Origin of the sequence: Rhizobium sp. NZLR10, assembly GCF_019685125.1 — a bacterium.
Classification (GTDB): Bacteria; Pseudomonadota; Alphaproteobacteria; order Rhizobiales; family Rhizobiaceae; genus Rhizobium.
Genome location: NZ_JABDWE010000002.1, coordinates 1 through 22,719 on the forward strand (window position 1 = coordinate 1; position 22,719 = coordinate 22,719).

26 protein-coding genes and 1 pseudogene are annotated in these 22,719 nt (G+C 60.8%); 17 read left to right on the forward strand and 10 right to left on the reverse strand.

Annotated elements, in window-relative coordinates; genetic code table 11:
• From HJB82_RS03170 to HJB82_RS03190, 5 genes and pseudogenes are all read left to right on the forward strand, one after another.
• Window positions 1–151: pseudogene (locus HJB82_RS03170) on the forward strand (sugar ABC transporter ATP-binding protein); the annotation flags it as partial.
• Window positions 152–166: 15 nt separating this feature from the next.
• Window positions 167–1,672, forward strand: a complete 1,506-nt coding sequence (locus tag HJB82_RS03175) for a GMC oxidoreductase (RefSeq protein ID WP_207583869.1) — start codon at window positions 167–169, stop codon at window positions 1,670–1,672.
• 43 nt (window positions 1,673–1,715) lie between these two features.
• A complete protein-coding gene (locus tag HJB82_RS03180) occupies window positions 1,716–3,371 on the forward strand; it encodes a GMC family oxidoreductase (RefSeq protein ID WP_207583870.1) in 1,656 nt (551 codons plus the stop codon).
• A 12-nt stretch (window positions 3,372–3,383) separates the two neighbouring features.
• Window positions 3,384–4,553: a Gfo/Idh/MocA family protein gene (locus HJB82_RS03185; RefSeq protein WP_207583871.1), complete on the forward strand. Its 1,170-nt coding sequence runs from the start codon at window positions 3,384–3,386 to the stop codon at window positions 4,551–4,553.
• Between the two features lie 6 nt (window positions 4,554–4,559).
• Complete coding sequence (locus tag HJB82_RS03190) at window positions 4,560–6,644, forward strand: FAD-binding protein (RefSeq protein ID WP_221139572.1); 2,085 nt, start codon at window positions 4,560–4,562, stop codon at window positions 6,642–6,644.
• A gap of 35 nt (window positions 6,645–6,679) precedes the next feature.
• Here the strand turns inward: HJB82_RS03190 and HJB82_RS03195 are convergent, their stop codons facing one another.
• The 4 genes from HJB82_RS03195 to HJB82_RS03210 form a co-directional block, all read right to left on the reverse strand.
• A complete protein-coding gene (locus tag HJB82_RS03195; protein ID WP_221116282.1) occupies window positions 6,680–6,862 on the reverse strand; it encodes a hypothetical protein in 183 nt (60 codons plus the stop codon).
• Window positions 6,863–6,867: 5 nt separating this feature from the next.
• Window positions 6,868–7,095, reverse strand: a complete 228-nt coding sequence (locus tag HJB82_RS03200) for a hypothetical protein (RefSeq protein ID WP_221132690.1) — start codon at window positions 7,093–7,095, stop codon at window positions 6,868–6,870.
• 78 nt (window positions 7,096–7,173) lie between these two features.
• Window positions 7,174–7,965: an exodeoxyribonuclease III gene (gene xth / locus HJB82_RS03205; protein ID WP_207583874.1), complete on the reverse strand. Its 792-nt coding sequence runs from the start codon at window positions 7,963–7,965 to the stop codon at window positions 7,174–7,176.
• A 132-nt stretch (window positions 7,966–8,097) separates the two neighbouring features.
• Entirely contained in the window at window positions 8,098–8,595 is a 498-nt protein-coding gene (locus HJB82_RS03210; RefSeq protein WP_207584294.1) for a hypothetical protein, read from the reverse strand.
• A gap of 315 nt (window positions 8,596–8,910) precedes the next feature.
• Between HJB82_RS03210 and HJB82_RS03215 the strand changes: the two genes are divergently transcribed.
• Entirely contained in the window at window positions 8,911–9,435 is a 525-nt protein-coding gene (locus tag HJB82_RS03215; RefSeq protein ID WP_207583875.1) for a hypothetical protein, read from the forward strand.
• A gap of 98 nt (window positions 9,436–9,533) precedes the next feature.
• Here HJB82_RS03215 and HJB82_RS03220 read toward each other — a convergent pair whose 3' ends face one another.
• The 3 genes from HJB82_RS03220 to HJB82_RS03230 all read right to left on the reverse strand — a co-directional run bounded on the left by HJB82_RS03220 (window position 9,534) and on the right by HJB82_RS03230 (window position 11,788).
• On the reverse strand, window positions 9,534–10,157 hold the full coding sequence (locus HJB82_RS03220; RefSeq protein WP_207583876.1) for a response regulator transcription factor: 624 nt from the start codon (window positions 10,155–10,157) through the stop codon (window positions 9,534–9,536).
• A gap of 2 nt (window positions 10,158–10,159) precedes the next feature.
• Window positions 10,160–11,548, reverse strand: a complete 1,389-nt coding sequence (locus HJB82_RS03225; protein ID WP_207583877.1) for a sensor histidine kinase — start codon at window positions 11,546–11,548, stop codon at window positions 10,160–10,162.
• 63 nt (window positions 11,549–11,611) lie between these two features.
• Window positions 11,612–11,788 (reverse strand): hypothetical protein, encoded by a 177-nt coding sequence (locus tag HJB82_RS03230; RefSeq protein ID WP_207583878.1) that lies wholly within the window; start codon window positions 11,786–11,788, stop codon window positions 11,612–11,614.
• A 161-nt stretch (window positions 11,789–11,949) separates the two neighbouring features.
• On the opposite strand from HJB82_RS03230, the gene HJB82_RS03235 reads away from it, so the two are divergent.
• Window positions 11,950–12,801 carry a methyltransferase domain-containing protein gene (locus HJB82_RS03235; protein WP_221132689.1) on the forward strand — a complete coding sequence of 284 codons (852 nt, stop codon included), beginning with the start codon at window positions 11,950–11,952 and terminating at the stop codon, window positions 12,799–12,801.
• A gap of 68 nt (window positions 12,802–12,869) precedes the next feature.
• Here the strand turns inward: HJB82_RS03235 and HJB82_RS03240 are convergent, their stop codons facing one another.
• Window positions 12,870–13,151, reverse strand: a complete 282-nt coding sequence (locus HJB82_RS03240) for a hypothetical protein (RefSeq protein WP_221139573.1) — start codon at window positions 13,149–13,151, stop codon at window positions 12,870–12,872.
• A gap of 199 nt (window positions 13,152–13,350) precedes the next feature.
• Between HJB82_RS03240 and HJB82_RS03245 the strand changes: the two genes are divergently transcribed.
• From HJB82_RS03245 to HJB82_RS03275, 7 genes are all read left to right on the forward strand, one after another.
• Window positions 13,351–13,749 (forward strand): DUF1236 domain-containing protein, encoded by a 399-nt coding sequence (locus tag HJB82_RS03245; protein ID WP_207583881.1) that lies wholly within the window; start codon window positions 13,351–13,353, stop codon window positions 13,747–13,749.
• A 113-nt stretch (window positions 13,750–13,862) separates the two neighbouring features.
• Window positions 13,863–14,702, forward strand: a complete 840-nt coding sequence (locus HJB82_RS03250; protein WP_207583882.1) for a DUF1236 domain-containing protein — start codon at window positions 13,863–13,865, stop codon at window positions 14,700–14,702.
• 149 nt (window positions 14,703–14,851) lie between these two features.
• Window positions 14,852–15,019, forward strand: a complete 168-nt coding sequence (locus tag HJB82_RS03255) for a hypothetical protein (RefSeq protein ID WP_221139574.1) — start codon at window positions 14,852–14,854, stop codon at window positions 15,017–15,019.
• The gene (locus tag HJB82_RS03260; RefSeq protein ID WP_207583884.1) at window positions 15,016–15,594 is read left to right on the forward strand and encodes a BA14K family protein; all 579 of its coding nucleotides are present in this window, start codon (window positions 15,016–15,018) and stop codon (window positions 15,592–15,594) included. The genes HJB82_RS03255 and HJB82_RS03260 overlap by 4 nt, the downstream gene beginning before the upstream one ends.
• A gap of 92 nt (window positions 15,595–15,686) precedes the next feature.
• Window positions 15,687–16,001, forward strand: coding sequence for a hypothetical protein (locus HJB82_RS03265; protein ID WP_207583885.1), 315 nt, complete (start codon window positions 15,687–15,689; stop codon window positions 15,999–16,001).
• A 111-nt stretch (window positions 16,002–16,112) separates the two neighbouring features.
• On the forward strand, window positions 16,113–16,997 hold the full coding sequence (locus HJB82_RS03270; protein ID WP_207583886.1) for a hypothetical protein: 885 nt from the start codon (window positions 16,113–16,115) through the stop codon (window positions 16,995–16,997).
• Window positions 16,998–17,075: 78 nt separating this feature from the next.
• Window positions 17,076–18,077 (forward strand): L,D-transpeptidase family protein, encoded by a 1,002-nt coding sequence (locus HJB82_RS03275; RefSeq protein WP_207583887.1) that lies wholly within the window; start codon window positions 17,076–17,078, stop codon window positions 18,075–18,077.
• 46 nt (window positions 18,078–18,123) lie between these two features.
• Here the strand turns inward: HJB82_RS03275 and HJB82_RS03280 are convergent, their stop codons facing one another.
• Window positions 18,124–18,915, reverse strand: coding sequence for a phenylalanine 4-monooxygenase (locus HJB82_RS03280; RefSeq protein WP_207583888.1), 792 nt, complete (start codon window positions 18,913–18,915; stop codon window positions 18,124–18,126).
• 124 nt (window positions 18,916–19,039) lie between these two features.
• On the opposite strand from HJB82_RS03280, the gene HJB82_RS03285 reads away from it, so the two are divergent.
• Entirely contained in the window at window positions 19,040–19,501 is a 462-nt protein-coding gene (locus HJB82_RS03285) for an Lrp/AsnC family transcriptional regulator (protein ID WP_064838158.1), read from the forward strand.
• 42 nt (window positions 19,502–19,543) lie between these two features.
• On the opposite strand, the gene HJB82_RS03290 is transcribed toward HJB82_RS03285, so the two are convergent.
• Window positions 19,544–20,044 (reverse strand): Lrp/AsnC family transcriptional regulator, encoded by a 501-nt coding sequence (locus HJB82_RS03290; RefSeq protein ID WP_209885195.1) that lies wholly within the window; start codon window positions 20,042–20,044, stop codon window positions 19,544–19,546.
• A gap of 130 nt (window positions 20,045–20,174) precedes the next feature.
• Between HJB82_RS03290 and hppD the strand changes: the two genes are divergently transcribed.
• Together hppD and hmgA are read left to right on the forward strand one after the other, a co-directional pair.
• Window positions 20,175–21,284: a 4-hydroxyphenylpyruvate dioxygenase gene (hppD, locus tag HJB82_RS03295; protein WP_207583891.1), complete on the forward strand. Its 1,110-nt coding sequence runs from the start codon at window positions 20,175–20,177 to the stop codon at window positions 21,282–21,284.
• Window positions 21,285–21,343: 59 nt separating this feature from the next.
• Complete coding sequence (hmgA, locus tag HJB82_RS03300) at window positions 21,344–22,705, forward strand: homogentisate 1,2-dioxygenase (RefSeq protein ID WP_221139575.1); 1,362 nt, start codon at window positions 21,344–21,346, stop codon at window positions 22,703–22,705.
• The last annotated feature ends 14 nt before the right edge of the window (window positions 22,706–22,719 follow it).

Below are 22,719 nucleotides of genomic sequence, written 5' to 3' on the forward strand. Positions count from 1 at the left end.
CACCTTCGCCGTCACCAAGCTCGGCGGCAAATCCGTCGTCGCCCGCCTGCGCGCCGATGCCGGCATCGCTCCGGGACAGACAACTCGCCTTGCCTTCAATCTCGACAAGGCCGTGTTCTTCGATCCGAACAGCCAGGTGCGGATTATATGACGGCCAGGCGCTGATATGAACAGTTCACCAGACATCGTCATCATCGGTTCAGGCGTCGGCGGCTCCACCGTCGCCGCCGGCCTGGCTGCGACCGGCGCGCGGATATTGATCCTCGAAGCCGGCGATCACATCGCCGATCTTCCTGTCAATCGCGACCAGCGCGCCATCTTCCAGCGGGGACATTTCCGGCCGAAGGAAACCTGGTACGAGGCAAACGGCAAAGGCTTCAATCCCGGCAACTATTACAATGTCGGTGGCAATTCGAAATTCTATGGCGCCGTTTTGTCGCGCTATCGCAAAGAGGATTTCGGCGTGATCGAGCATCGGGAAGGCGTGTCGCCGGCCTGGCCGTTTGCTTATGAGGAGTTGGAGCCGTGGTACGCTAAGGCGGAAAGGATGTACCAGGTTCGCGGCAACCTCGGCGAAGACCCTACCGAGCCTTATCACTCGACTGCCTACGGCTACCCACCCGTGCCGGACGAGGCGCCGATCGCCGATGTCAGGGCGCGCCTCAAGGAAAAGGGCCTGCACCCGTTTTCCCTGCCGCTCGGCCTGGACCTCGACGCCTGGCTTTCCAAGGCACGCACGCCCTGGGATGCGCATCCGAATGCACGGGACGGCAAGATGGATGCCGAGACAGCAGCGCTTGCGGTAGCGTTAAGCCATGAGAACGTGCGGCTCGAAATCAATGCGCGCGTGACGAGGCTCGATACCGCAGCGGGGAGCCGGATCGACCGGGTCACCTATGTCAGGAACGGCGAGACGCTGACGGTTTCGCCGAAGATCCTGATCCTTTCGGCCGGTGCGGTTCAGTCGTCGGTGCTTCTGCTTCGCTCGAAAAACGACCGCTTCCCAGGAGGCCTGGCGAACTCCTCCGACCAGGTGGGGCGCAATTTCATGAACCACAACGCCTCCGCCGTCATCGGCGTCTCGCCACGGTTCCGGAACACCTCCGTCTACCAGAAGACCTTTGCCTTCAACGACTTCTATCTCTCGGACGGGAAGGGTGGACCGCCGCTCGGCAACGTGCAGCTCCTCGGCCGGATCTCCGAAAAGGTTCTGAAGGGTTCGCTGCCAAGGGCGCCGGAATGGGTCCTGCGTTTCATCACCAGCCATGCCATCGATTTCTACGCGATGAGCGAGGACGTTCCCAATCCCGAAAGTCGCGTCATGGTCGATGGAGATCGGATCATTCTCCAGTGGCAACGAACCAACTGGGATGCGCATCTGGCACTTGTCGCCAGGCTGAAGGCGATCCTGAAGTCGATCGGATTTCCGATCGTGCTGTCGAGACCCTTCGACAAGCGCACGCCTTCCCATCAGTGCGGAACGGTCCGCATCGGAAACGATCCCGCGACGGCGCCGCTGGATCCTTACTGCCGTTCTTATGATCACGAAAACCTCTTCGTCGTCGACGCCGGTTTCCTGCCGACGTCGGCTGCCGTCAATCCCGCGCTCACCGTCGCCAGCCAGGCGCTGAGAGTTGCAGATCACATCGCATCGACGGACTTGCAGGCATGAGCAGATCCATTGGCGTCAGCCGGGTTCAAACAGGACAGTAAAAATGGGATTCGACTACATCATCACCGGTGCCGGTCCTGCAGGATGCGTGCTTGCGAGCCGGCTGAGCGAAGATCCGGATATCAGCGTCCTCCTGCTCGAAGCGGGGGGAGGCGACTGGAATCCTCTTTTTCACATGCCGGCCGGCTTCGCCAAGATGACCAAAGGTGTGGCCAGCTGGGGCTGGGAAACCGTTCCTCAGAAACACATGAAGGGCCGGGTGCTACGCTATACGCAGGCAAAGGTCATCGGTGGCGGCTCATCGATCAACGCACAGCTCTATACGCGCGGAAACGCTGCAGATTATGATCTTTGGGCGAGTGAAGACGGCTGCGAGGGCTGGGACTATCGCTCGATCCTTCCCTATTTCAAACGTGCGGAGGACAATCAGCGCTTCGCCGACGACTACCACGCCTATGGCGGTCCGCTTGGTGTTTCGATGCCGGCGGCGCCGTTGCCGATCTGCGACGCCTATATTCGCGCCGGGCAGGAGCTCGGTATTCCCTATAATTATGACTTCAACGGCCGCCAGCAGGCGGGCGTCGGATTTTACCAACTCACCCAGCGCGATCGCCGCCGGTCCTCCGCTTCGCTTGCTTACCTCTCGCCGATCAAGGATCGGAAGAACCTGACGGTTCGGACGGGCGCCCGCGTCGCGCGGATTATCGTCGAGGGAGCGCGTGCGACAGGCGTCGAGATCGCCACCGCGCGCGGCTCGGAAATCGTCCGCGCCGAGCGTGAAGTGCTGATCTCCTCCGGCGCGATCGGATCGCCGAAGCTGCTTTTGCAGTCCGGCATAGGACCGGCCGATCACCTAAGGTCTGCGGGCGTCAAGGTGCTCCACGATCTGCCCGGCGTCGGCGGCAATCTTCAGGATCACCTTGACCTTTTCGTCATCGCCGAGTGCACCGGCGATCATACCTATGACGGCGTCGCAAAGCTTCACCGCACGCTTTGGGCCGGTCTTCAATATGCCCTGTTCCGCAGCGGTCCGGTTGCCTCGTCGCTCTTCGAGACCGGCGGCTTCTGGTATGCCGATCCCGACGCTCGGTCTCCTGATATCCAGTTCCACCTCGGTTTGGGTTCGGGTATCGAAGCGGGCGTCGAGCGGCTCAAGAACGCCGGCGTGACGCTCAATTCCGCCTATCTGCATCCGCGCTCGCGCGGGACGGTGCGTCTGTCATCCTCCGATCCGGCTGCTGCTCCCCTGATCGATCCCAACTACTGGTCCGATCCTCACGACAGGGCGATGTCCCTGGAGGGGCTCAAGCTCGCCCGAGAGATCATGCAGCAGGCGGCGCTGAAGCCCTTTGTCATGGCCGAAAGGCTTCCCGGGCCGAAAGTCATGACCGACGAGCAGCTCTTCGACTACGGCTGCGCCAACGCCAAGACCGACCATCATCCCGTGGGCACCTGCAAGATGGGAACGGGGCCGGATGCGGTCGTCGGGCTCGATCTCAAGGTCCATGGTCTTGAAGGTCTCCGCGTCTGCGATTCCTCGGTCATGCCGCGCGTGCCGTCCTGCAATACCAATGCACCGACAATCATGGTCGGGGAAAAAGGATCGGACCTCATCCGGGGCCTGTCAGCGCTGCCGTCGGCGATCTTCGCCTACGAACGCAACGACACTAGACCTCGGGCCCGCGCCGAAATCCGCTAAGGAGTAATGACAATGGTCGAAGTGAGAGTTGCAGTGCTTGGCGCCTCGGGCTGGATGGGAAAGATCCACACGATGGCCTATCAGACCTTTGCGCATTTCTTCGGCGTCTCGGACGGGACGGCGCGGATCGTGGCGCTTGTCGATCGCAATCCTGACGCAGTCGAGGATCTCGGCAGCAGGGCGCCGGGTGCGCGGATCTATCAAGACTGGAAACTGGCGATCGCCGATCCTGAAGTCGATCTGATCGATATCTGCCTGCCTGACCACCTTCATTATCCTGTGGCCAAGGCGGCCCTGCTGGCCGGCAAGCATGTCTACTGCGAAAAGCCACTGGCAAACACCGCCGACGAGGCTCGGGAACTGGCAGACATCGCCAGGGAGAAGGGTGTCATTACCCGTGTCGGGCACGCCTTTCCCAGAAACCCCGTCCATGATCTGGCGAAAGACATCATTCAATCCGGCGAAATCGGCGAGATCAAGCTGTTCCGCGGCTGCCAGCACGTCGACATGTTTGGCGATCCGAACGCCCCCTTCATGTGGCGCGCCGATGGAAAGCTGGCGCCAACCGGGATCGTCGGCGACACCGGCTCGCACATTTTCAGCTTCATGGATTTCCTGGTCGGCCGCGTCAGTTCCCTGATCGCTGACAATTTCATCGTGACGCCGCGCCGGCCCGTCGTCGAGGACCTTGCCTACGGCGAGCAGGTGAAGCTCATCGGCAACGAGGCCTGGGCTGATATTACCAACCCCGACGCGACCAACCTGCTGTGCCGGTTTGCCAACGGCGCCGGCGGGATCGTCGATTTCAGCCGTGTCGCGACCGGCCGCAAGTTCATGCAGACCTACGAGGTCTACGGAACGAAAGGCAGCATCGCCTATACCTATGACGAGATAAACCGGCTGCGCTTCTATTCCAACGACGACCGGACGGCGCGGCGCGGCTTCCGGGAGATCGACGTCGGGCCGGAAAATCCCACCTTCAAGGCTTTCCTTCCTCTGCCGAATTTCGGCATCGGCTACAATGAAAGCAAGATCATCGAGGTGGCCGAGGTCATCCGTTCGATCGTTGCAAACAAGCCGATGTGGCCGACATTCGATACGGGCCACCACATCTGCCAGATCGTCGATGCATGCATGGAGTCCTCCCGGCAGAAGCGCTGGGTCGACATCCCGTTGGGCTGAATGCCAATGACCAGAGCTGTTCCGCAGGAAATTCTTGACGCACTGACCGATGTCGACATGCCGCGCCTTCCACCCGAGGCTTCCTCATCGGAAGCGGTCCTGCTCGCCGGCGTCGAGCTGCCGGTCTACCGAGCCGGCTGCGTCGTCGTCGGATCCGGTGCTGCAGGTCTGCGCGCCGCGGTGGAAATGAAGCGGCGCGGCGATGACGTCGTCATCGTCAGCCAGAGCGCCTGGGGCGGAACCTCGGCCTGTTCGGGATCGGACAAGCAGACCCTTCACACGGCAAACACGGCGGATCAGGGCGACAATTACAAGGCGATGGCCCGTGCCGTCCGCAGCGGCGGCGCAATGGACGAGGATACGGCCTATGTCGAGGCTGTCGGCTCATCCCGGATGATGGCGTCGCTGCAGTTCCTCGGCCTGCCGCTGCCGCAGGATCCGCTCGGCGGAACTTTGAGATACCAGACTGACCACGACGACGTCGGCCGCGCCACCAGCTGCGGTCCGCGCACCTCGCGCTTGATGGTCAAGGTGCTGGCTGAAGAGGCGATCCGGCTCGACGTGCCGTTCTATAACCAGACCACCGCCGTCAAAATCCTCACCGAAGGCGAAGGGGCGGACCGCCACGTCGTCGGCATACTGGCCATGCGCGCCAGTGACCGCACAGGGCAGAACCCGCTCGGCATTGCGTTGTTCGTCAGTGGAGTGATCGTGCTGGCGGCTGGCGGGCCTGGAGAACTCTATCGCGACAGCGTTTATCCCAACGGCTGTTTCGGTTCCCTCGGACTGGCGCTCGAGGCAGGTGTCGAACTCGTCAACCTCACAGAGAGCCAGTTCGGCATCGGAACGCGCCGGGAAGGTTTTCCGTGGAATCTGTCGGGCAGTTACGTCCAGGCGATCCCGCATATCTACTCGGTCGATGCGGAAGGCACCGAGCACCACTTCCTGGCGCAATATTACCGCACGACGCAAGAGCTGGCGTCGAATGTCTTCCGCAAGGGCTACCAGTGGCCATTTCATGCGACGCGCATGCTGGACTTCGGCTCGAGCCTGGTGGATCTCGCGATATCAAGCGAAACCGCCGCCGGGCGGCGTGTCTTCATGGACTTCAATCGCAATCCCCTGCCGGTACCAGGCGACCTGCCGTTCAGCCTCGAAAGGCTGGACGACGACGTCCGCCTCTATCTCGGCAAGGCCGGCGCTGGCCAAGACGTGCCGATCGATCGCTTGAAGCACATGAACCCGCTCGCAATCGAGCTCTACCGCCGCTACAAGATCGACATCGCCGCCGAGCCGCTGGAATTTGCCGTCAACAACCAGCACATGAACGGCGGCATCATGGTCGACACCTGGGGCCGCAGCAATCTTGCCGGCTGTTATGCTGTCGGAGAAGCGGCGGGCACCCACGGGGTGACGAGGCCGGGAGGAGCGGCGCTCAATGCCGGGCAAGTCTTCGGCACCCGGGTGGCCGAGCACATCGGCGCGAGCGGTAGAGCGAAGCGGCCCGCCACAGGGGATAAATCAGGTATCGCCGAGGCAGGTGTTGCCGATCTGCTTTCCGCCCTTCGGACTGAAAGCCCGCTCACCGTCAAATCGATTCGCTCAGCAGTGCAGTCGCGAATGAGCGAGAAGGCCGGCATCATCTGCGATGAGCAGAGCGTCGGCAAGGCCTTGATCGAGGCTCGGAAGCTGAGTGCTGAAATTCGCGCTGATGGCGTCGCCTACGGTCGCGCAGCCGAGGCGGTCCGAGGCGTGCAATGGCGGCATATGGCGCTCGCCTCCGAAGCGGTGCTCAGCGCGCTTGATTTCTTCATCCGAAGGGGAGGCGGCAGCCGCGGCGCGCGAGCGATATGTGATCCGCAAGGCGAATCCATTCCGCATGCGAGCGCAGGTCTGTTAGAACAATATCGCTTCCGTAGGGAACGCGAAGCGCATCGGGATGAGCAGATCGTCGTTCGGCTCGAGGGCGATGAGATCAAGCTTTCGACGCGCCCGAACCGCGCTGTGGATGAAAACGCCAAGTCCTTCTTCGAGCGAGACTGGCCAGCCTGGCTGACTGGCCGCATTTATGATCTGGGCGCGAATGAATGAGTTGACGATGATCGGAACCGCCTCCCGGCGGGCGATCAATCGGGATTGGCGACCGGGGGCGGAACCCGCACGCGCCCGGTGTCGTCAGAGCCTTCGGCGACCGCTTCCTCGCTTTTGCGCACGTGCCTTGGCGGATCCTTTCCTTCGATCGGCTTCGGCGACAGCTGGTCGTCAGCCTGGATCTCGTCGGAGTTCAGGTAATTCTTGCTTTCTGCCATAGCAGTCACTTCCGATTGGAGAACTGCGGGGCAGGGATGCGATCCTTCGGACTAGCGCGGCCTGTCTCTGGGTCGGCGTCGGTGACACCGTCGCCCGCCTCGCGGCTGCTGCCTATATTGATGGGAGGCTTTCGCTGTTCGTCGATATTGGTTTCCGGCAGTTCGTCCTGGGTATCCTCGTTCAACGGCTTCGGCGGAAGCTTTGCGGAATTGGGGATGGAATTCGTGGGCATAGGTCAATCTCCTTTGCGAGCTAACTCCAGCCGGCATCGTAGGTTCCTTGCTGCGCCTGCGATCGACGGCATCTCGGCTCACACGGCTTCGGCGGCGGGAACAACGAGCTCGATCATGACGGGTGCGTGATCGCTGGTATGCTCCCAGCCTCGCGGGTTTTTCCGGACGGTCGCCGATCGCAGCCATGGCGCGACGGCCGGGCTGAGCAGGAAGTGGTCGATCCGCAGCCCCGCATCGCGTTCGAAGCTGTTCCGCCAGTATTTCCAGAAGGTGTAGATGCGCTCTTCCGGATGCAGATGCCGGACGGCGTCGGTCCAGCCCTGGGCGACGAGATTGGCATAGGCCTTGCGGACTTCGGGCCTGAATAGGGCGTCGTCCAGCCAGCGTTCGGGTTTGTAGACGTCGATCTCCGTCGGCATGACGTTGAAGTCGCCGGCGAGGATCGAAGGCACTTCGAGTTCGAGGAGTTCGGCGGCGTATTCGCGCAGGCGGCGGAACCAGCGGAGTTTATAATCGAACTTGACGCTGGGGAAGGGATTGCCGTTCGGCAGATACAGGCATCCGATCACGACGCCGTCGATGACGGCTTCGATATAGCGGCTGTGTGTGTCATCGGGGTCGCCGGGAAGTCCGCGCCGGGTCAGGATCGGTGTCTTGCCCTTCGCCAGGATGGCAACGCCGTTCCAGGATTTTTGTCCGTGCCAGACGGCGCCGTAGCCGGATCGTTCGATTTCCTTTCGCGGAAACCTGGCGTCGTCTGTCTTAAGCTCCTGGAGGCAGACGACATCAGGGGCGTCCTCCTTCAGCCAGCGCAACAGGATCGGCAGCCGTCCATTGATTCCGTTGACATTGTAGGTTGCGATTTTCACAAGACTTCCGGGAAGCTAATGCATGTCGCCCAGAAGGGCGCAGCGGTTCCGGGATAACGACATGCATAAAAACAAAGGACTAAAGCGCGCCGCATGAATCAAATTTGATGCGACGCGCTTTAGGCTGGCTCCTCAACGCGTCGCACCGAAGACGAAGGCTATGCCGGCGACGATCGCCACTGCGGTCAGCGGCTGCCGGCGTATCCGATTCTCGATCTCGTGGACGAAGCTGCTCGCTTCCGCCTTCGCCAGGCGCGCTGTTCCTGAAGCCAGTTCCGAAGCGGTTTCCGCCACTCGACTTGCGTCTTTCTGAAGCGTCCGCATTTCCCCTCGATCGGCATCGACGCCTGCGGAAGAGCCGCCGGTTTCGCCGGTCGAGCGCAGGGCCTGATCGACGAACGGAAATGCCTCGTCGAGCCTGGTGGGATCGGGCTCTCGTTTCACCCGCTCAGCCGCCTCGACGTCGCTGCGGCCGGCAGGAATTGAGGTATGGGTAGCAGACACTGGGTCGGAGGCCGGAAAGGTGCCCTCGATACCTCTGTCGAGCTCGCCTTTTTGGGCCTGCTTCCGCTGCTCTGCCTGTTCTTTTCGCATGGACTGGACTGCGGGGGATTCGTTCGGGTTTGCCATCACTGTTTCCTCTGTTGCTCTTCGACAATCAAATCGGCGGCGCGGAAAGAAGTTCCAGAAAAATGCATTCTCCCTCATGCGGCAATACATCAACGAGGCGGCGAAGGTCACGAATGGCGCGCGGCGCAGTCTATCTCTCGCAATGATCGTTCGGAATTCCTTGCTCGTGGACTTGGCTATGGGTAAGCCGGACTAAAGTCCTGCTCTTTCTAGTACCTTAGGTCCGGTTGCATTTGATCTTCGGAACAGCGAAAATTGTCATGCGCCTATTCCGCGTAGGAAACGGCGGAGAACGGACGAACGAGGCTATATAGGATGACTCTCTCGAAACGCGATTTTCTGAGGTGGGGCGGCAGCACGGCCGCAGCCCTCGTCGCTGTTGCATCGCCGGTGACATTGAACCTTGGCGGCTCCCTTCCCGTTCTGGCGGTCGAAAGCGCGCAGGCTAAGGACGGCAACAACGGGAATGGCGGCGGCAATGGCAACGGCAACGGGGGAGGGAATGGCAACGGGGGAGGAAACGGTAACGGCGGCGGCAACGGGAACGGCAACGGGGGAGGGAGCGGCAACGGGAACGGGAACGGCGGTTCCGGGAATAGTGCCGGTGGAAGCTCCAGCAATAGTGCCGGATCCTCTTCCTCTGCCAAAGGGACCTCACAAGAATCGGGGGCGAGAGCGATCGAAGCTTCCGATGGTTCGATCGACGTCCGCCATGCAAACGGCATTACCGAAACCCTGCGGCGTGGCCGTTACGTCATGAAGGACGGAAAAGGCAGAACGATCATAAGCCGGCAAGCGACTGCAAATGATGCCAGCCGGTTAGGCCGCTACCTTCGCTAAGGAGCCGCAAAGTGGGTGGTGCGGGCAGCGCCTGTTCTGTTGCTGAGTCAGGACATGAGGTCGTCGGAAAACCCGCTCACCCTTTTCGGCAGCATGCTCTAGCGCCGTTCGCGCCATTGGAGAGCCGCTTCAGTCCTGTTCGTGACGCCGAGCTTGCTCAGAATCTGTGTCATATGGTGCTTCACCGTCTTTTCCTGAAGGTTGAGACGCAAGCCGATATGTTTGTTTGACAGGCCTTGAGAGACCAGATCCATCACCTCGCGTTCTCGTGGCGTCAGACTGTTCTTATCGGGTGCGCTGCCATGCAGCGAATTCTCCATGACCTTCGTCGACATTGTCGGCGAGATATACCGTGAGCCACTCAGCACCGTCTGGATGGCTTCGACGAGACCACGCGATCCGACACCTTTGAGAACATAGCCCATCGCGCCCTGTTGAAGGGCTGCCAGCAGCGTGTCCACCTCCTCCGATACCGTCAGCATCAGCACTTTCGTTGTCGGGCTACGCGTCAGCACATCGCCGATCGCCGACAGTCCGCCACCGGGCATCGAGACATCGAGAAGCATGATGTCGGGATGGCTGGTGGCAGCGATCATCACTGCATCATTGCTGCTGGCACCTTCGCCAACGACGGCAAAGTTGCTGATCTCCGAGAGGCTGCGCGTAACGCCCTCGCGAAAAAGCGGATGGTCGTCCACGACGCCGATAGTGATTGATGTCATCCCTAGTCTCCCATTTCCATAGGCTCGAAGGTCATGGTCACCGTCGTGCCTCCTTCGCCTGTCTTGACGTCGAAGGATCCTCCGAGGCTGTCGATGCGTTCGCGAAGTCCGACAAGGCCGAGGCTCGTAGGCCTCACCTCGGTCGGATCGAAGCCATCGCCGCGGTCGCTGACCTCGACGTGAACATCACCATTGCGCGAGACGGCTCTTACGGCCTGCTGTACGCCGCCGCCATGGCGATACGCATTGTTCAACGCTTCCTGAACGAAGCGATAGATGCAGATCTTTACGGCAGGAGCGGGTTCGGGTCCATTGTCGTCGATGATTGTTTCGACATGGGTTTCGGTCTTGCGCTGGTGTGCTTCGACCACCCGCGCGACGATCTCGGCGATCGAGGATTTCTCGATTTGCGGTAGCACCAGGCCGCTGCAAATATTGCGGATCTCGGTCATCGCCTCTGCAAGGCTCGAGCGTATCCAGGCGAGTTCCTTTTCACGCGTTTCGGGCTGGGTCGACGCATTGATCAACAGATCGCTGTCCAGCCGCAGTGAGGCATAAGCAATGTGCTGGGCCGGCCCGTCGTGCAGATCGGCACCGATGCTGCGTAGATAGGTTTCGTTGAGCGCCGCCGCCCGCTGGGAGGCGCGCTGCAGCCGCCGCTGGAGCCCGCGATTCTCCTCCAAAAGTGCCGACAGTTCATTGACCCGTTCTTTGAGATCCTTGCGTTGCGCCTCTATCGTGCGGCTGCCCCGAAAGACCAGAACGGAGAGAACAAGGAAAAAGACTGCTGTCAGGGCGGCGACGGCGCCCCAACTGCGGAGCCTGGCATGCGCCAGACTGTCGCCTAATCCTTCTGCCGTCTCGTAGAACTCGATGACGGCGACCGCCTGTCCGGACCATGGCTGGAGCACAGGATTGTAGATTTCCATGAGCGGCCTGCCGAGCGCGCGCTCCTTGTCGCTTTCCGGATCGCTTGCGACCTCGTAGCGGGCGACGAGAGACCCTGCGAACGCGTTTCGAAGCTTGCCGTTTACCGCAAACTTCTTGCCCACCAGCTCCTTCTCATTCGAATAGAGGATAGTTCCGTCGCTTCGCCACAGCTTGAACGAAACAAGACGCCTGCCGAGCGCGCCCTGACCAAGCGTCTCGTCCAGAGCCTGAGCGCTGCCTTCGTCGAGCGGTATTGCTTTTTGCATGTCGGGAAGCAGCGGCGCGACCACGCTGTCCACGTAGAGCGCCGTCGCAGCACCGGAGTTGTGGATGACCGCCTCCTCTATGAGGTGGGTGACGAGAATGCCAACCAGGAACATGGCGGCGATCGATATGAGCCCACCCGCGATGAAGAACTGGGAGGCGAGTGAGCGGGCATTCCAGCGGCGAAGCCAAATCATTTTGATACCGGTAAGAGACTTGCCGACTAACCTATCGCTTCCTCAAAATTTTTCCAGACAGCGTCAGGGTAGATCCCTGGTATCGAAGATTTCGGCGCCCCTTATGCTTTTGGTCAACTGGAGCGAGTCTCCAGACATGGCGGCGCCAAAGACGTAGAGAAGCGCAGCGAGAACGACGACAAGGGCGATGACGGACACATTGCAGGCGTCATTGACGCGGGATCTGTTACTCTGGGCCATATCTGGATCTCCTTCACCTCTTCGAAACGGCGCGGTCCTGTCCGCGTTCCACCCCCGGGACTTCGGTCTGACAGACCTGGGACCTAGGTCCTGCCCCCGTGGACGTCAGTAGATTCAGTCATATTTCAGCACTGAATGGTCCGGGTTTTGGAGATCTGCGAGTGACAATTTCTGCCGACATCGAAAACGGCGCCCGCGCCGCATTTGCCAGTTCTCCCGCACCATTCGATGAAGGTGTGGCCGAGCTTTACCAGACCCTCCTTGTGCCGATTCTTTTCGAGCCCTATGCGGCGGAGATGGCGATCGCCGCCGACCGGTCGAAACCTGGCAGCGTTCTCGAGCTCGCGGCGGGGACGGGCGCCTTGACACGCGCGCTGCGCATGACGCTTGATCCGCCAACGGAAATCGTTGCCACCGACCTCAACCAGGCAATGATGGACATCGGCGCACCATCGGTGACGATGTCGCGGACCCACTGGATGCACGCCGATGCCCAAAACCTCCCCTTCGCGCCCGAGATGTTCGATCTCGTCATCTGCCAGTTCGGCGCGATGTTCTTTCCCGATAAGGTGAAGGCCTATGGCGAGGCGGAAAGAGTGTTGCGCAGCAAAGGCCGTTTTCTGTTCTCGACGTGGGATGCACTTTCGGCCAACGACTTCGCCAGATCCGTGGATGAATGCCTGGCAAGCCTATTCCCATCCGATCCGCCGGATTTTCTCAGGCGCTTGCCATACTCCTACTTCGACCCCGGCTCTATCAAGGCGCAGATGTCCTCCGCCGGCTTTGAGGCGATTACCTGCGATCGGCTCGAATTGACATCCGTCGCGGCCAGCGCGCACGACGTCGCAGCCGCCTTCTGCCAGGGCACGCTGCTCCGGGGAGAGATTGAATGGCGGGCGCCGGAGCGGATATCCGAGATCGTCGACGAGGTGGCTGAGCGAGTGGAAGCACGGCACGGAGCCTGTCCTAGCGGCGGCATGAGCGCGTTGGTCGTCGCCGGCCGCGCTCGGTAGCGCCCTCGGCCCAGGCTGGCGCGCCAATCACCCGGATCGTCCAAGCGGGACCGCCAAACGCCTTCGAGCTATGACGGCTCTCCGGCCTTCTGCGCGGTCGTATAGGGAGCTTCGTGCATGGCGCTGATGACGTGGCGCTCAATCTCGACGCAGACCTCATCATACTCCCGCACTCGGTGGGAGTTGAACCCTCGTCTGCGAACGGCATCGCGCGCTTCGACAGCCATCTGGTAGGCCTCGAAGAGTTCGAGCTGCAGCGGGTCGCGGGCTTCCATGATCAGCTTCCGCATCTCCGGCAGGCGCATTGCCAGGCGCCTGCGTCCCGCCTCCCTGCGGTTGGATCGTGCCATCTCCTTCAGTCTCCTGCCTATGCCCGGAAATACGGGGCCCTTCGATCTGCAAGTAGCGCCGGCAACGGACATTGACATGGATTTGGGACCAAAGGCCGGGATCGATCAGACTGAGGTCCGGGGTGGGGAACGACCCCGCCTCCAGCTAGTTGGTTTGGCAGCGGTCATTAAGATCGCTTCAAAACAGAAGGAGGAAAATATGCTCTCCAAGCTTATCGTCTGTGCGGCAACTGCCGCGACCCTCATGTCCGGCGTCGCATTCGCCCAGTCCTCGACCGTCAATGGTGCGGCCGGCGGCGCAGTCACCGGAGCGATTGTCGGTGGTCCCGTTGGCGCTGCTGTCGGCGGTGTTACCGGCGCCATCGTTGGCACCGCGATCGATCCGCCGCCGCAAAAGGTCGTCACCTACGTTCGCGAGGCTCCGGCACCGTCGGCGCGCGTAGTCGTAAAGGAGAAGGTTGTCGTCGGACAGCCGCTGCCGGAAACGGTCGTCGTGACGCCTATTCCGGATGATCCGACCTATGCCTACGCCGTGGTCAATGATGAACGTGTCATCGTCGAACCGTCCTCCCGCAAGGTGATCCAGGTCATCAAGTGACCTGATCCTCCACGCGGCCGCTACCGCGTCTTAACTTCGGAAATCATCGTTTAGATCAGCCGCACGGTCGACGGCAGCGTCGTCGTGCGGCCGAAAAAGCAAAGAGAATTATTATGAAGAGCAAGACACTCGCCGTCCTGATGACGGCACTCGCGATCGGCGTTTCGCCGGTTGGCATCATTTCCGCCTCGGCGCAGGATGCGCCGATTCTTCCCAAGAAGGGTGCGACCCAAAACGGCCAGTCCAGCGACGGTGCGACCAAGCGGCCGGATGCGGGCGGTGCCGCCTCTGGTGGCGCAGGTGGTTCCACTGGCCAAGGCACGCAGCAGCCTTCGGGCTCCGACGGAAGCTCATCGGGGGCATCCTCGGGAACCACCACCGATGGATCCTCCGGCCAGACGGCAACCGAGCCCGGCACCAAGACGCAGTCCGGAAGCTCCGATAGCTCGACGACGCCCAAGTCGGGACAGTCTTCGACCGAAAGCCAGAAGCCGGCCGGCAGCCAAGATACCGGGACATCGACCGGCACCTCGACCGGCTCCGGCGAAACTCAAAAACCCGGCGATGCCGCGAAGTCTTCCGGCGGTTCGGCCGAGACCCAGTCCAACAGCAAGATGAACGTCGGCAACAACAACACGTCGGTCGACAGCAACACCAAAAACACCACCAAGATCGAGACGAACAACACGACCAACGTCAACATCTCGGTCGAGCAGCAGACGGAAATCCGTACTGTTGTGAAGGAAGTTCATGTCGAGCCGGTTCGTGAGACGGATTTCACGGTCTCGGTCGGTACGACCATCCCGAAGAAGATCAGGCTCGAGCCGCTGCCGCCGCGCATAATCGAGATCGTGCCGCAGTATAAGGCCTACCGTTTCTTCCTCCTCGCCGATGGCCGGATCGTCATCGTCGACCCTTCTGCATTCACGATCGTCTACATCATCTCGACATAGAGCGCCGCGCGTCTAATAGCACGCGCTAAGGACGCTCTATCACTTTCAATCTGCGCATAGTCCTTTCCGAAAATCGGTTCCGATTGCGGGGTTGTGCGTGACAGCCGGTGCCCGGCGGCGAGCGCCGCCGCCGGGCCGAGGAGAGGAACATGATCTATTCCGAAGAGAAATCCGCAGGTCTGGCCCTGCCGCTGATAGCGATCCTGCTGGCGATCGCCGGCATCCTCGCCATGCTTGTCGTCACCGGCGGACGACATGGCAGCACTGCCGGCCGCGTCTGGGTTCCGCAGGCGCAACAGCAGGGGGTGGGCCAATGAACGCGCTGGCATCTGTCGCCTTTGGAATCGTCAGCTCCGTCGGGGCCTGCATAGCCGCCGCATCCGTTGCCTCCCACGTCGTGGCGGATTCCGAGCCTCATGCCTTCCAGGATCTTGCGGCGCCCGATCTCTGGACGACGCAACCGGTGAAAGTGGACCCTCGACTGCAGCGTTATGAACGGATTGCGCCTCTCTATTCCAGCTATGTCACCGAGGCGCCGGCCATCATGACGGCAACGACGAAGCCGGAATCCGCTGGCCCGTCAACTGAGCGCCTGGCACAGCTGCCAAAATTTTCGGCCGAGCACCTCGCCTGGTGCGCGCAACGTTACCGCTCCTTCGATCCTGCGACCAACACCTATCGATCCTATAGCGGTGAGATCCGCGCCTGCTCTTCGTCGTACCAGCCTGATATCGCCGAGGCCGATCAAGGTGCGGGCACCAAAGTGAATGCGAAGACGGCTTGGTGCTCCGCTCGCTACAGGTCGTATCGACCGGAAGACAATACATATCAACCATGGGACGGCCCGCGGCGCACCTGCGACGCGCCGGTCCTCGTGGCGACGAGTAATTGATCATCACGGTGTCGAGCCGCAGTAGGACCAAAGTCCGTGTTGCAAACGCTACGGTTGTGATATCGGTTGTGTTGAGGGTCGGGGAGCAGGGGATGGCGACGACGCTGATAACGGAAATTCAGAGGGCGCAGATAAGGCTGCGGTCCTTGAGCAGGGCGGACCGGGGAGCCCTTATCATCCGCATTCTGCGGGAGCTGAAGACGCATCGGCAGGAGGTTCTCGGCAACGTGCCGGCCGACCGTTGCGTCTGGATCGACACGCTCATCGCCTCGGTTTCGTCGACCATATCGGAAATCACGGGCATGCCGGACGGCGAGTTCAATCGTGTCTTGAGCGAGTTCGAAAAGCTTATGGCAACGCTGCATGATATTTCGCATGCGGACCAGCGATTGAAGACAATTCACTGAGGGGGAATTGCCCGCGTCCGTGTCGAGCAGTCGTCGTTCTTGTTGATTGAAAATTGAGGGGTTGGTGTCGCCCCCGGGAAACCGATCCCTTGGCGCAAACGTTCTCCTTCCATGACCGAAACGAAATCCCCGGCTGATCGTGACGACGCGCCGTCCGGCGATGACGACCCCAAGCCCGGCGCTGACGTTTCCTTTCCTTACGACAGGATGACCGTCGAGCAATTTCGACGACGCTTCCCCCGTGCCCGCTGGAGCGACGCCCGCAAGGCCTGGTTCGTTCCCGGCCGGACTGCCTCCCGTCGCATCGGACGATGGCTTGCCGAGCAGGAGGCCGAAGCCGACGCCCATGCGGATGCGAAGGGACGCGATGCCTTCGCCTTCGATCCGATCGATAGTCCATACCTCGAGCTTGGCAAGGCAGGCTTTCGAATCCGCACGCCATACTCGAAGACCGCCGTCGACGAGTTGCGCGAAGTGCCCTTCTCCCGGTGGGACGGCGATCTCAAGATATGGCACGTTCCCTGCCGATCCTATGAGGAACTCAGGCGCAGATGGCCGGATATCGAAGCGGCGGCCCGAAGAAACGAGCCGGAGGAGAGACGACGTCGAGCCGAGGAGCGGAAGGGGACCGCGCTGGATCTCCGCAGCAGGCTCCGCTCCGCGGAACGTAAGCGCCGTCGTTACCCGCTTCCCGGCGACGACCTGCCGCCGATCGGGAGACCCGTCGCGATCTCGTATGGGATCGTCGTCTTTACGGAGGTCACCGGCGAACTCGCCGACCCGGCTGTCGTGGCGGACCTCTATCCCCGCGGAACCGACGATCAGGTCTGGGGATATTGGCGGGTGCCCACACTCGAAGAACTCGTCCGCACCTGGCCCGCGAAAATGCCGCCGCTTCAGGACGCTAAGTGGTGGCTGCCGACGATCGAGGAACTCAGGCCCGCCCGTCACGCGGCAAGATCGCGCGAAGCCAAGAGCCGTGCGAAGACGCTGTGATCTGGAGAAGGACTTGAAGCGACTAAGCCTAAAGTCCGAGTAGCTTTGCTCGATGGAACAAGTTTCGGCGATGGTCATTTGTCGTTTATGAAAACAGCCCTGCCGATATCGCTGCTCGCTTTGGTCATCTCCGTTGGCGATGCCGCCGCGGGGGAACTCAAGCCCGATGCAATCAACGCCGCTTCGATTGCTTCCATCAAAGCAGACAAACGCTCGTCCGAAGATCCGGACCCGGCGATCATCCGCCTTCAGGTCCTGCTCGACCGCGCCGGCGCGTCTCCTGGCGTCATCGACGGGCTCGCCGGCGAGAACGTCAACAAGGCGGTCGCCGGTTTCGAGGCGATGAACGGCCTTCCTGTCGATGGCAGGCCGGATGCAGAGGTCGTTTCCCGCTTGGAAGGCGTTGCCCCGATCGTCGAGAGCTATGTCGTCTCGCCAGAGGATGCCAAGGGTCTCGTTGACCGGATCCCCGAGGATTACGGCGAGAAGGCAAAGATGCAGAGCTTGGGATATACCAGCGTTGCGGAGAAGCTATCCGAGCGGTTTCATATGGGTATCGATCTTGTGAACGCGCTCAACCCGGCTTCGCAGTTCGCTCCTGGCGACACGGTGTGGGTCGTGAATCCTGGTCCCCCAAGGGAAGGCAAGGTCAAGAGGATTGAAGCTGACAGGAAGACCGGGCAGGTACTGGCCTATGCCGAGGACGGAGCACTGCTTGCAGTCTACCCGGCGACGATTGGAAGCGAAGACAATCCGGCGCCGTCGGGCAAGCACAAGGTCAAGGGCGTCGCGAGGATGCCGGTCTACCGCTATGACCCGAAGCTGAACTTCAAGCAGGGAAAGAACGACAAGGTCCTGACCATTCCGAAAGGGCCGAACGGCCCGGTCGGAACCGTCTGGATCGACCTGACGGAGCCGACCTATGGAATACACGGGACACCTGAGCCGAAGCTCATCGACAAGGTTGGCTCGCATGGTTGCGTTCGGCTGACGAACTGGGACGTCGAAGAGCTGGCCGCCATGGTCAAGCCGGGTGTCCTGGTCGACTTCGTCAATCGAAGTTCAGCCGCTCCGAAGTGACACGCAGCATGCTGCGATCCCACGCTCTTCCCCACCGCTTCAGCGCTTACGAAGCCTTGGCCTCGAAAGCGGGGGCGAAATCACCGAGCGATTTCGCCTTGAGGATCGTAGCCTCGATATCCTGCTCTATGATCGCCTCCAGATCGGCGAAGCTGTCGATGACGTAGTAGATCGGCTGGAGGATATCGATACGGTAGGGGGTTCTCAGCACGCTCAGCAGATCGAACGGCCGAAATTCGCAGGCCATACCCTCCGTTGCCGCCTTCGCCTCGCTTGGCGATGAGACGATGCCTGCGCCGAAGCAGCGGCGGCCTTGCGGCGTGTTAATCAGGCCGAATTCGACCGTGAACCAGAAGATCCGGAACAGATGCCAGGAATAACCTTTGCCGAGGCGGACGGCGGTTTCGCCGAAATGCCGGACGAAATTGGCATAACTCTGGTTGGTCAGCAGCGGGCAGTGACCAAAGACCTCGTGGAACAGGTCCGGTTCCTCGATATAGTCGATATGCTCGCGACGGCGCAGGAAGGTTGCGAGCGGGAATTTGCCTTGCGACAGAAGCTCGTAAAAGCGCGAGGGCGGAATGAGCGCCGGCACGCCTTCGACCCCGAAGCCGGTGGTGTCGTTCAGGCGTCGGCTCACATCGAGAAGCTGCGGCACCTTCTCCGGCTTGAGGCCCAGCAGTTTGACGCCGTCGAGATATTCCTGGCAGGCGGTATCGGCCAGCATTTTCATCTGGCGCCGGTAGAGTTCGCCCCAGATCGCATCTTCCTCGGCTGTGTAGTCATAGAGGCCGTCCGGGCCTGGCAGTTTGGCGGTGTAGCTGCTTTCCTTGGTCATAGGCTGATCCTCCCGGAGCATGACGATATTCCTGCCATTATCCTCCAGCTTTGGCGGATTTTCTTTTCTTTCATCTTGGCTCTTGCCATAATGGTGGCAGATTTTCCCGAGTGTTGGGCAGAAAATGAAAGAAACTGGGAACTTTCGCCGCACCCTTCTGCAGCTCATCCAGGCCGACGGCAGCCTGTCGCTGGCAGATCTGGCTGAGAAGGCCGGCATGTCGCAGAGCTCGGCCTGGCGGAAGATCCAGGAACTGGAAGCCGACGGCGTCATCCGCAAGCGCGTGACGCTGCTCGATCCCGGCAAACTTGATCTCAAACTCTGCGTGATCGCCCATGTCACCCTGGAGGATCATCACGAAGAGGCGGTGGCCTCTTTCGCTTCGGTGGTGCTGGAGCGGCCGGAGATCATGGAGTGTTACGCCTTGTCAGGCGCTTTCGATTACATGCTGAAGATCCGGGCGAGGGACGTGGAAAGCTACGAAGCTTTCATGACCCGCTACCTCATGCGCAACCCGCATGTGCGCACGGTGGTCTCGAGCTTCGTGCTGCGCGAGCTGAAATTCTCGACCGAACTGCCGCTTTGACGCTTATCGCCAAATAAGTCGTTGATCGGTGACAATGGGAGATCATCGCGCGCTGTCGCCGTGCCAGCTGCCGGGCATGCGCACCGGAAAGCCCTCGAAGGTCTTCAGCGTATCGAGCACGATCGAGGTCTTCACGTGCTGCACAGACTCGTGCGGCAACAGAACGTCGTTGACGAATTTGGAGAGGTCGGCGAGCCCGCGGGTCGCGACCTTCAGGTGATAGTCCATCTCCCCGGTCAGTGCATAGGCTTCGAGAACCTCCGGCAGCCCGTTGATCAGCTGGGAAAATCGCTGGGCATTGTCTCTGTTGTGGGTGGCAAGCGTCACGGAAATGACCACCAGCATATCCAGCCCCAGTTTTTCCCGGTCAAGGTAAGCCCGATAGCTGCGAATATAGCCCTCGGCCTCCAGTCTCGTCCGCCGGCGCGAGCATTGCGACGGGGAAAGCGCGATGCGATCGCCGAGCTCGTTGTTCGTCAGCCTGCCGTCCTTTTGCAGTTCCTGCAGTAGGCGCAAATCCAGTTTGTCGAGCTGTTCATCCATTGCGTAAAATCTCCAAAACGCTCACGAACCGTGCATAATATCTTCTCATGGCATGAAGAATGCAAGGATTTTGCACGCGTTTTGGGCCACACTTTGCGCAGTCAAACTCCCATCTAATCAGGAGGAGAAAATGGGTCCTTTCCCGCATGATGCGCCGCCGTCCGAAATCACCGCCGACAATCCGGCCGGCACCGACGGCTTCGAATTCGTCGAGTTCGCGCATCCCGAACCCGAGAAGCTCAGCGAGCTCTTCACACGCATGGGCTATGTCGCCGTCGCCAGGCACAAGACCAAGGACATCACCGTCTGGCGCCAGGGCGACATCAACTATGTCGTCAATGCCGAGCCCGGCAGCCATGCCGCCCGCTTTGTCGAGCAACATGGTCCCTGCGCCGCATCGATGGCCTGGCGTGTCGTCGACGCCAAACACGCTTTCGACCACGCGTTGTCGAAAGGCGCCGTTCCCTATGAAGGTGATGACAAGCTACTCGACGTCCCGGCCATTACAGGCATTGGCGGCTCGCTGCTCTATTTCGTCGAAACCTATGGCGCCAAGGGATCGGCTTACGATGCTGAATTCGATTGGCTGGGCGAGCGCAACCCGCGCCCCGAGGGGATCGGTTTCTATTATCTCGACCACCTGACCCACAACGTCTTCCGCGGCAACATGGACAAATGGTGGGATTTCTACCGCGAACTGTTCAACTTCAAGCAGATCCACTTCTTCGATATTGACGGCCGCATCACCGGTCTGGTGAGCCGCGCCATCACCTCGCCCTGCGGCAAGATCCGCATTCCGCTGAACGAATCGAAGGACGACACCAGCCAGATCGAGGAATATCTGAAGAAGTACCGGGGCGAGGGCATCCAGCACATCGCCGTCGGCACCGAAGATATTTACGGCGCCACCGACCGGCTTGCCGACAACGGGTTGCGCTTCATGCCGGGTCCTCCGGAGACCTATTACGACATGTCCTATGAACGCGTGAACGGCCACAGCGAACCCATCGAACGCATGAAGAAACACGGCATCCTCATCGATGGCGAAGGCGTGGTGAATGGCGGCATGACGAAAATCCTGCTGCAGATTTTCTCCAAAACCGTCATCGGCCCGATCTTCTTCGAATTTATCCAACGCAAGGGCGACGAAGGTTTCGGCGAAGGTAATTTCCGGGCTCTTTTCGAGTCGATCGAGGCCGATCAGATCAGGCGTGGTGTCATCGGGACTGCAGCGGAGTAAGCTCTCTCGCGCGTCTGAAAAGACGCGCGGCGCAGCGAGAGTTATGGGAGGAGTTGAGCATGGACCAGACATCGATCCAGACGGTCGACGGTGAAGCGGCCGCCGCGGACAGGCTGAAATACATGCCGGGCTTCGGCAACGACTTCGAAACCGAGTCGCTTCCCGGCGCCTTGCCGCAGGGACAGAACAGCCCGCAAAAATGCAATTACGGTCTGTATGCCGAGCAGCTTTCCGGCTCACCATTCACCGCGCCGCGCGGGACGAACGAGAGGTCCTGGCTCTATCGCATTCGCCCGAGCGTGCGTCACACCCGGCGCTTCTCGAACGCCACCTATCCGCTCTGGAAAACCGCGCCTTGCCTCGACGAACATTCGCTGCCGCTGGGCCAGCTTCGGTGGGATCCGATCCCCGCACCAACGGAGAAACTGAACTTTCTGGAAGGGGTGCGGACGATCACGACGGCAGGCGATGCCGTGACCCAGGTCGGCATGTCAGCCCATGCCTATGTCTTCAACGAGGACATGGTCGACGATTACTTCTTCAATGCCGATGGCGAACTGCTGGTCGTACCGCAGCTCGGCGCCATCCAAATATTCACCGAAATGGGCATCATGGATGTCGAGCCCCTGGAAATATGTCTCATCCCCCGCGGCATGATGTTCAAGGTAGCCAGGACCGGCGAACAGACGGTCTGGCGTGGTTATATATGCGAGAACTACGGCGCCAAATTCACGCTGCCCGACCGCGGGCCGATCGGCGCCAACTGCCTGGCAAACCCGCGCGACTTCAAGACACCTGTCGCCGCCTTCGAGGACAAGGAAACGCCTTGCCGCGTCCATGTGAAGTGGTGCGGAAAATTCTATGTCACGGAGATCGGCCATTCGCCGCTGGATGTCGTGGCCTGGCACGGCAACTACGCGCCGTTCAAATATGACCTCAGGACATTTTCTCCGGTCGGCGCCATCCGCTTCGATCACCCCGATCCGTCGATTTTTTCGGTGCTGACGGCGCCGACCGAAGATGCAGGCACCGCGAATGTCGATTTCGTGATCTTTCCGCCGCGCTGGCAGGTCGCCGAGCACACCTTTCGTCCGCCCTGGTACCACCGCAACATCATGAGCGAATTCATGGGCCTGATCCATGGCCAGTATGACGCCAAGGAGGAGGGTTTCGTGCCCGGCGGCATGAGCCTGCACAACATGATGCTGCCCCACGGGCCGGATGCGCTCGCCTTCGAAAAGGCAGCCAATGCCGAGCTCAAACCGGTGAAGCTCGATCACACCATGGCCTTCATGTTCGAGACCCGATACCCGCAGCAACTGACGAAATACGCAGCCGAGCTGGAAACGCTGCAGGACGATTACCTCGAATGCTGGGACGGCCTGGAACGCAAGTTCGACGGAACCCCCGGTATCAAGTGATAGCATCGGAATTG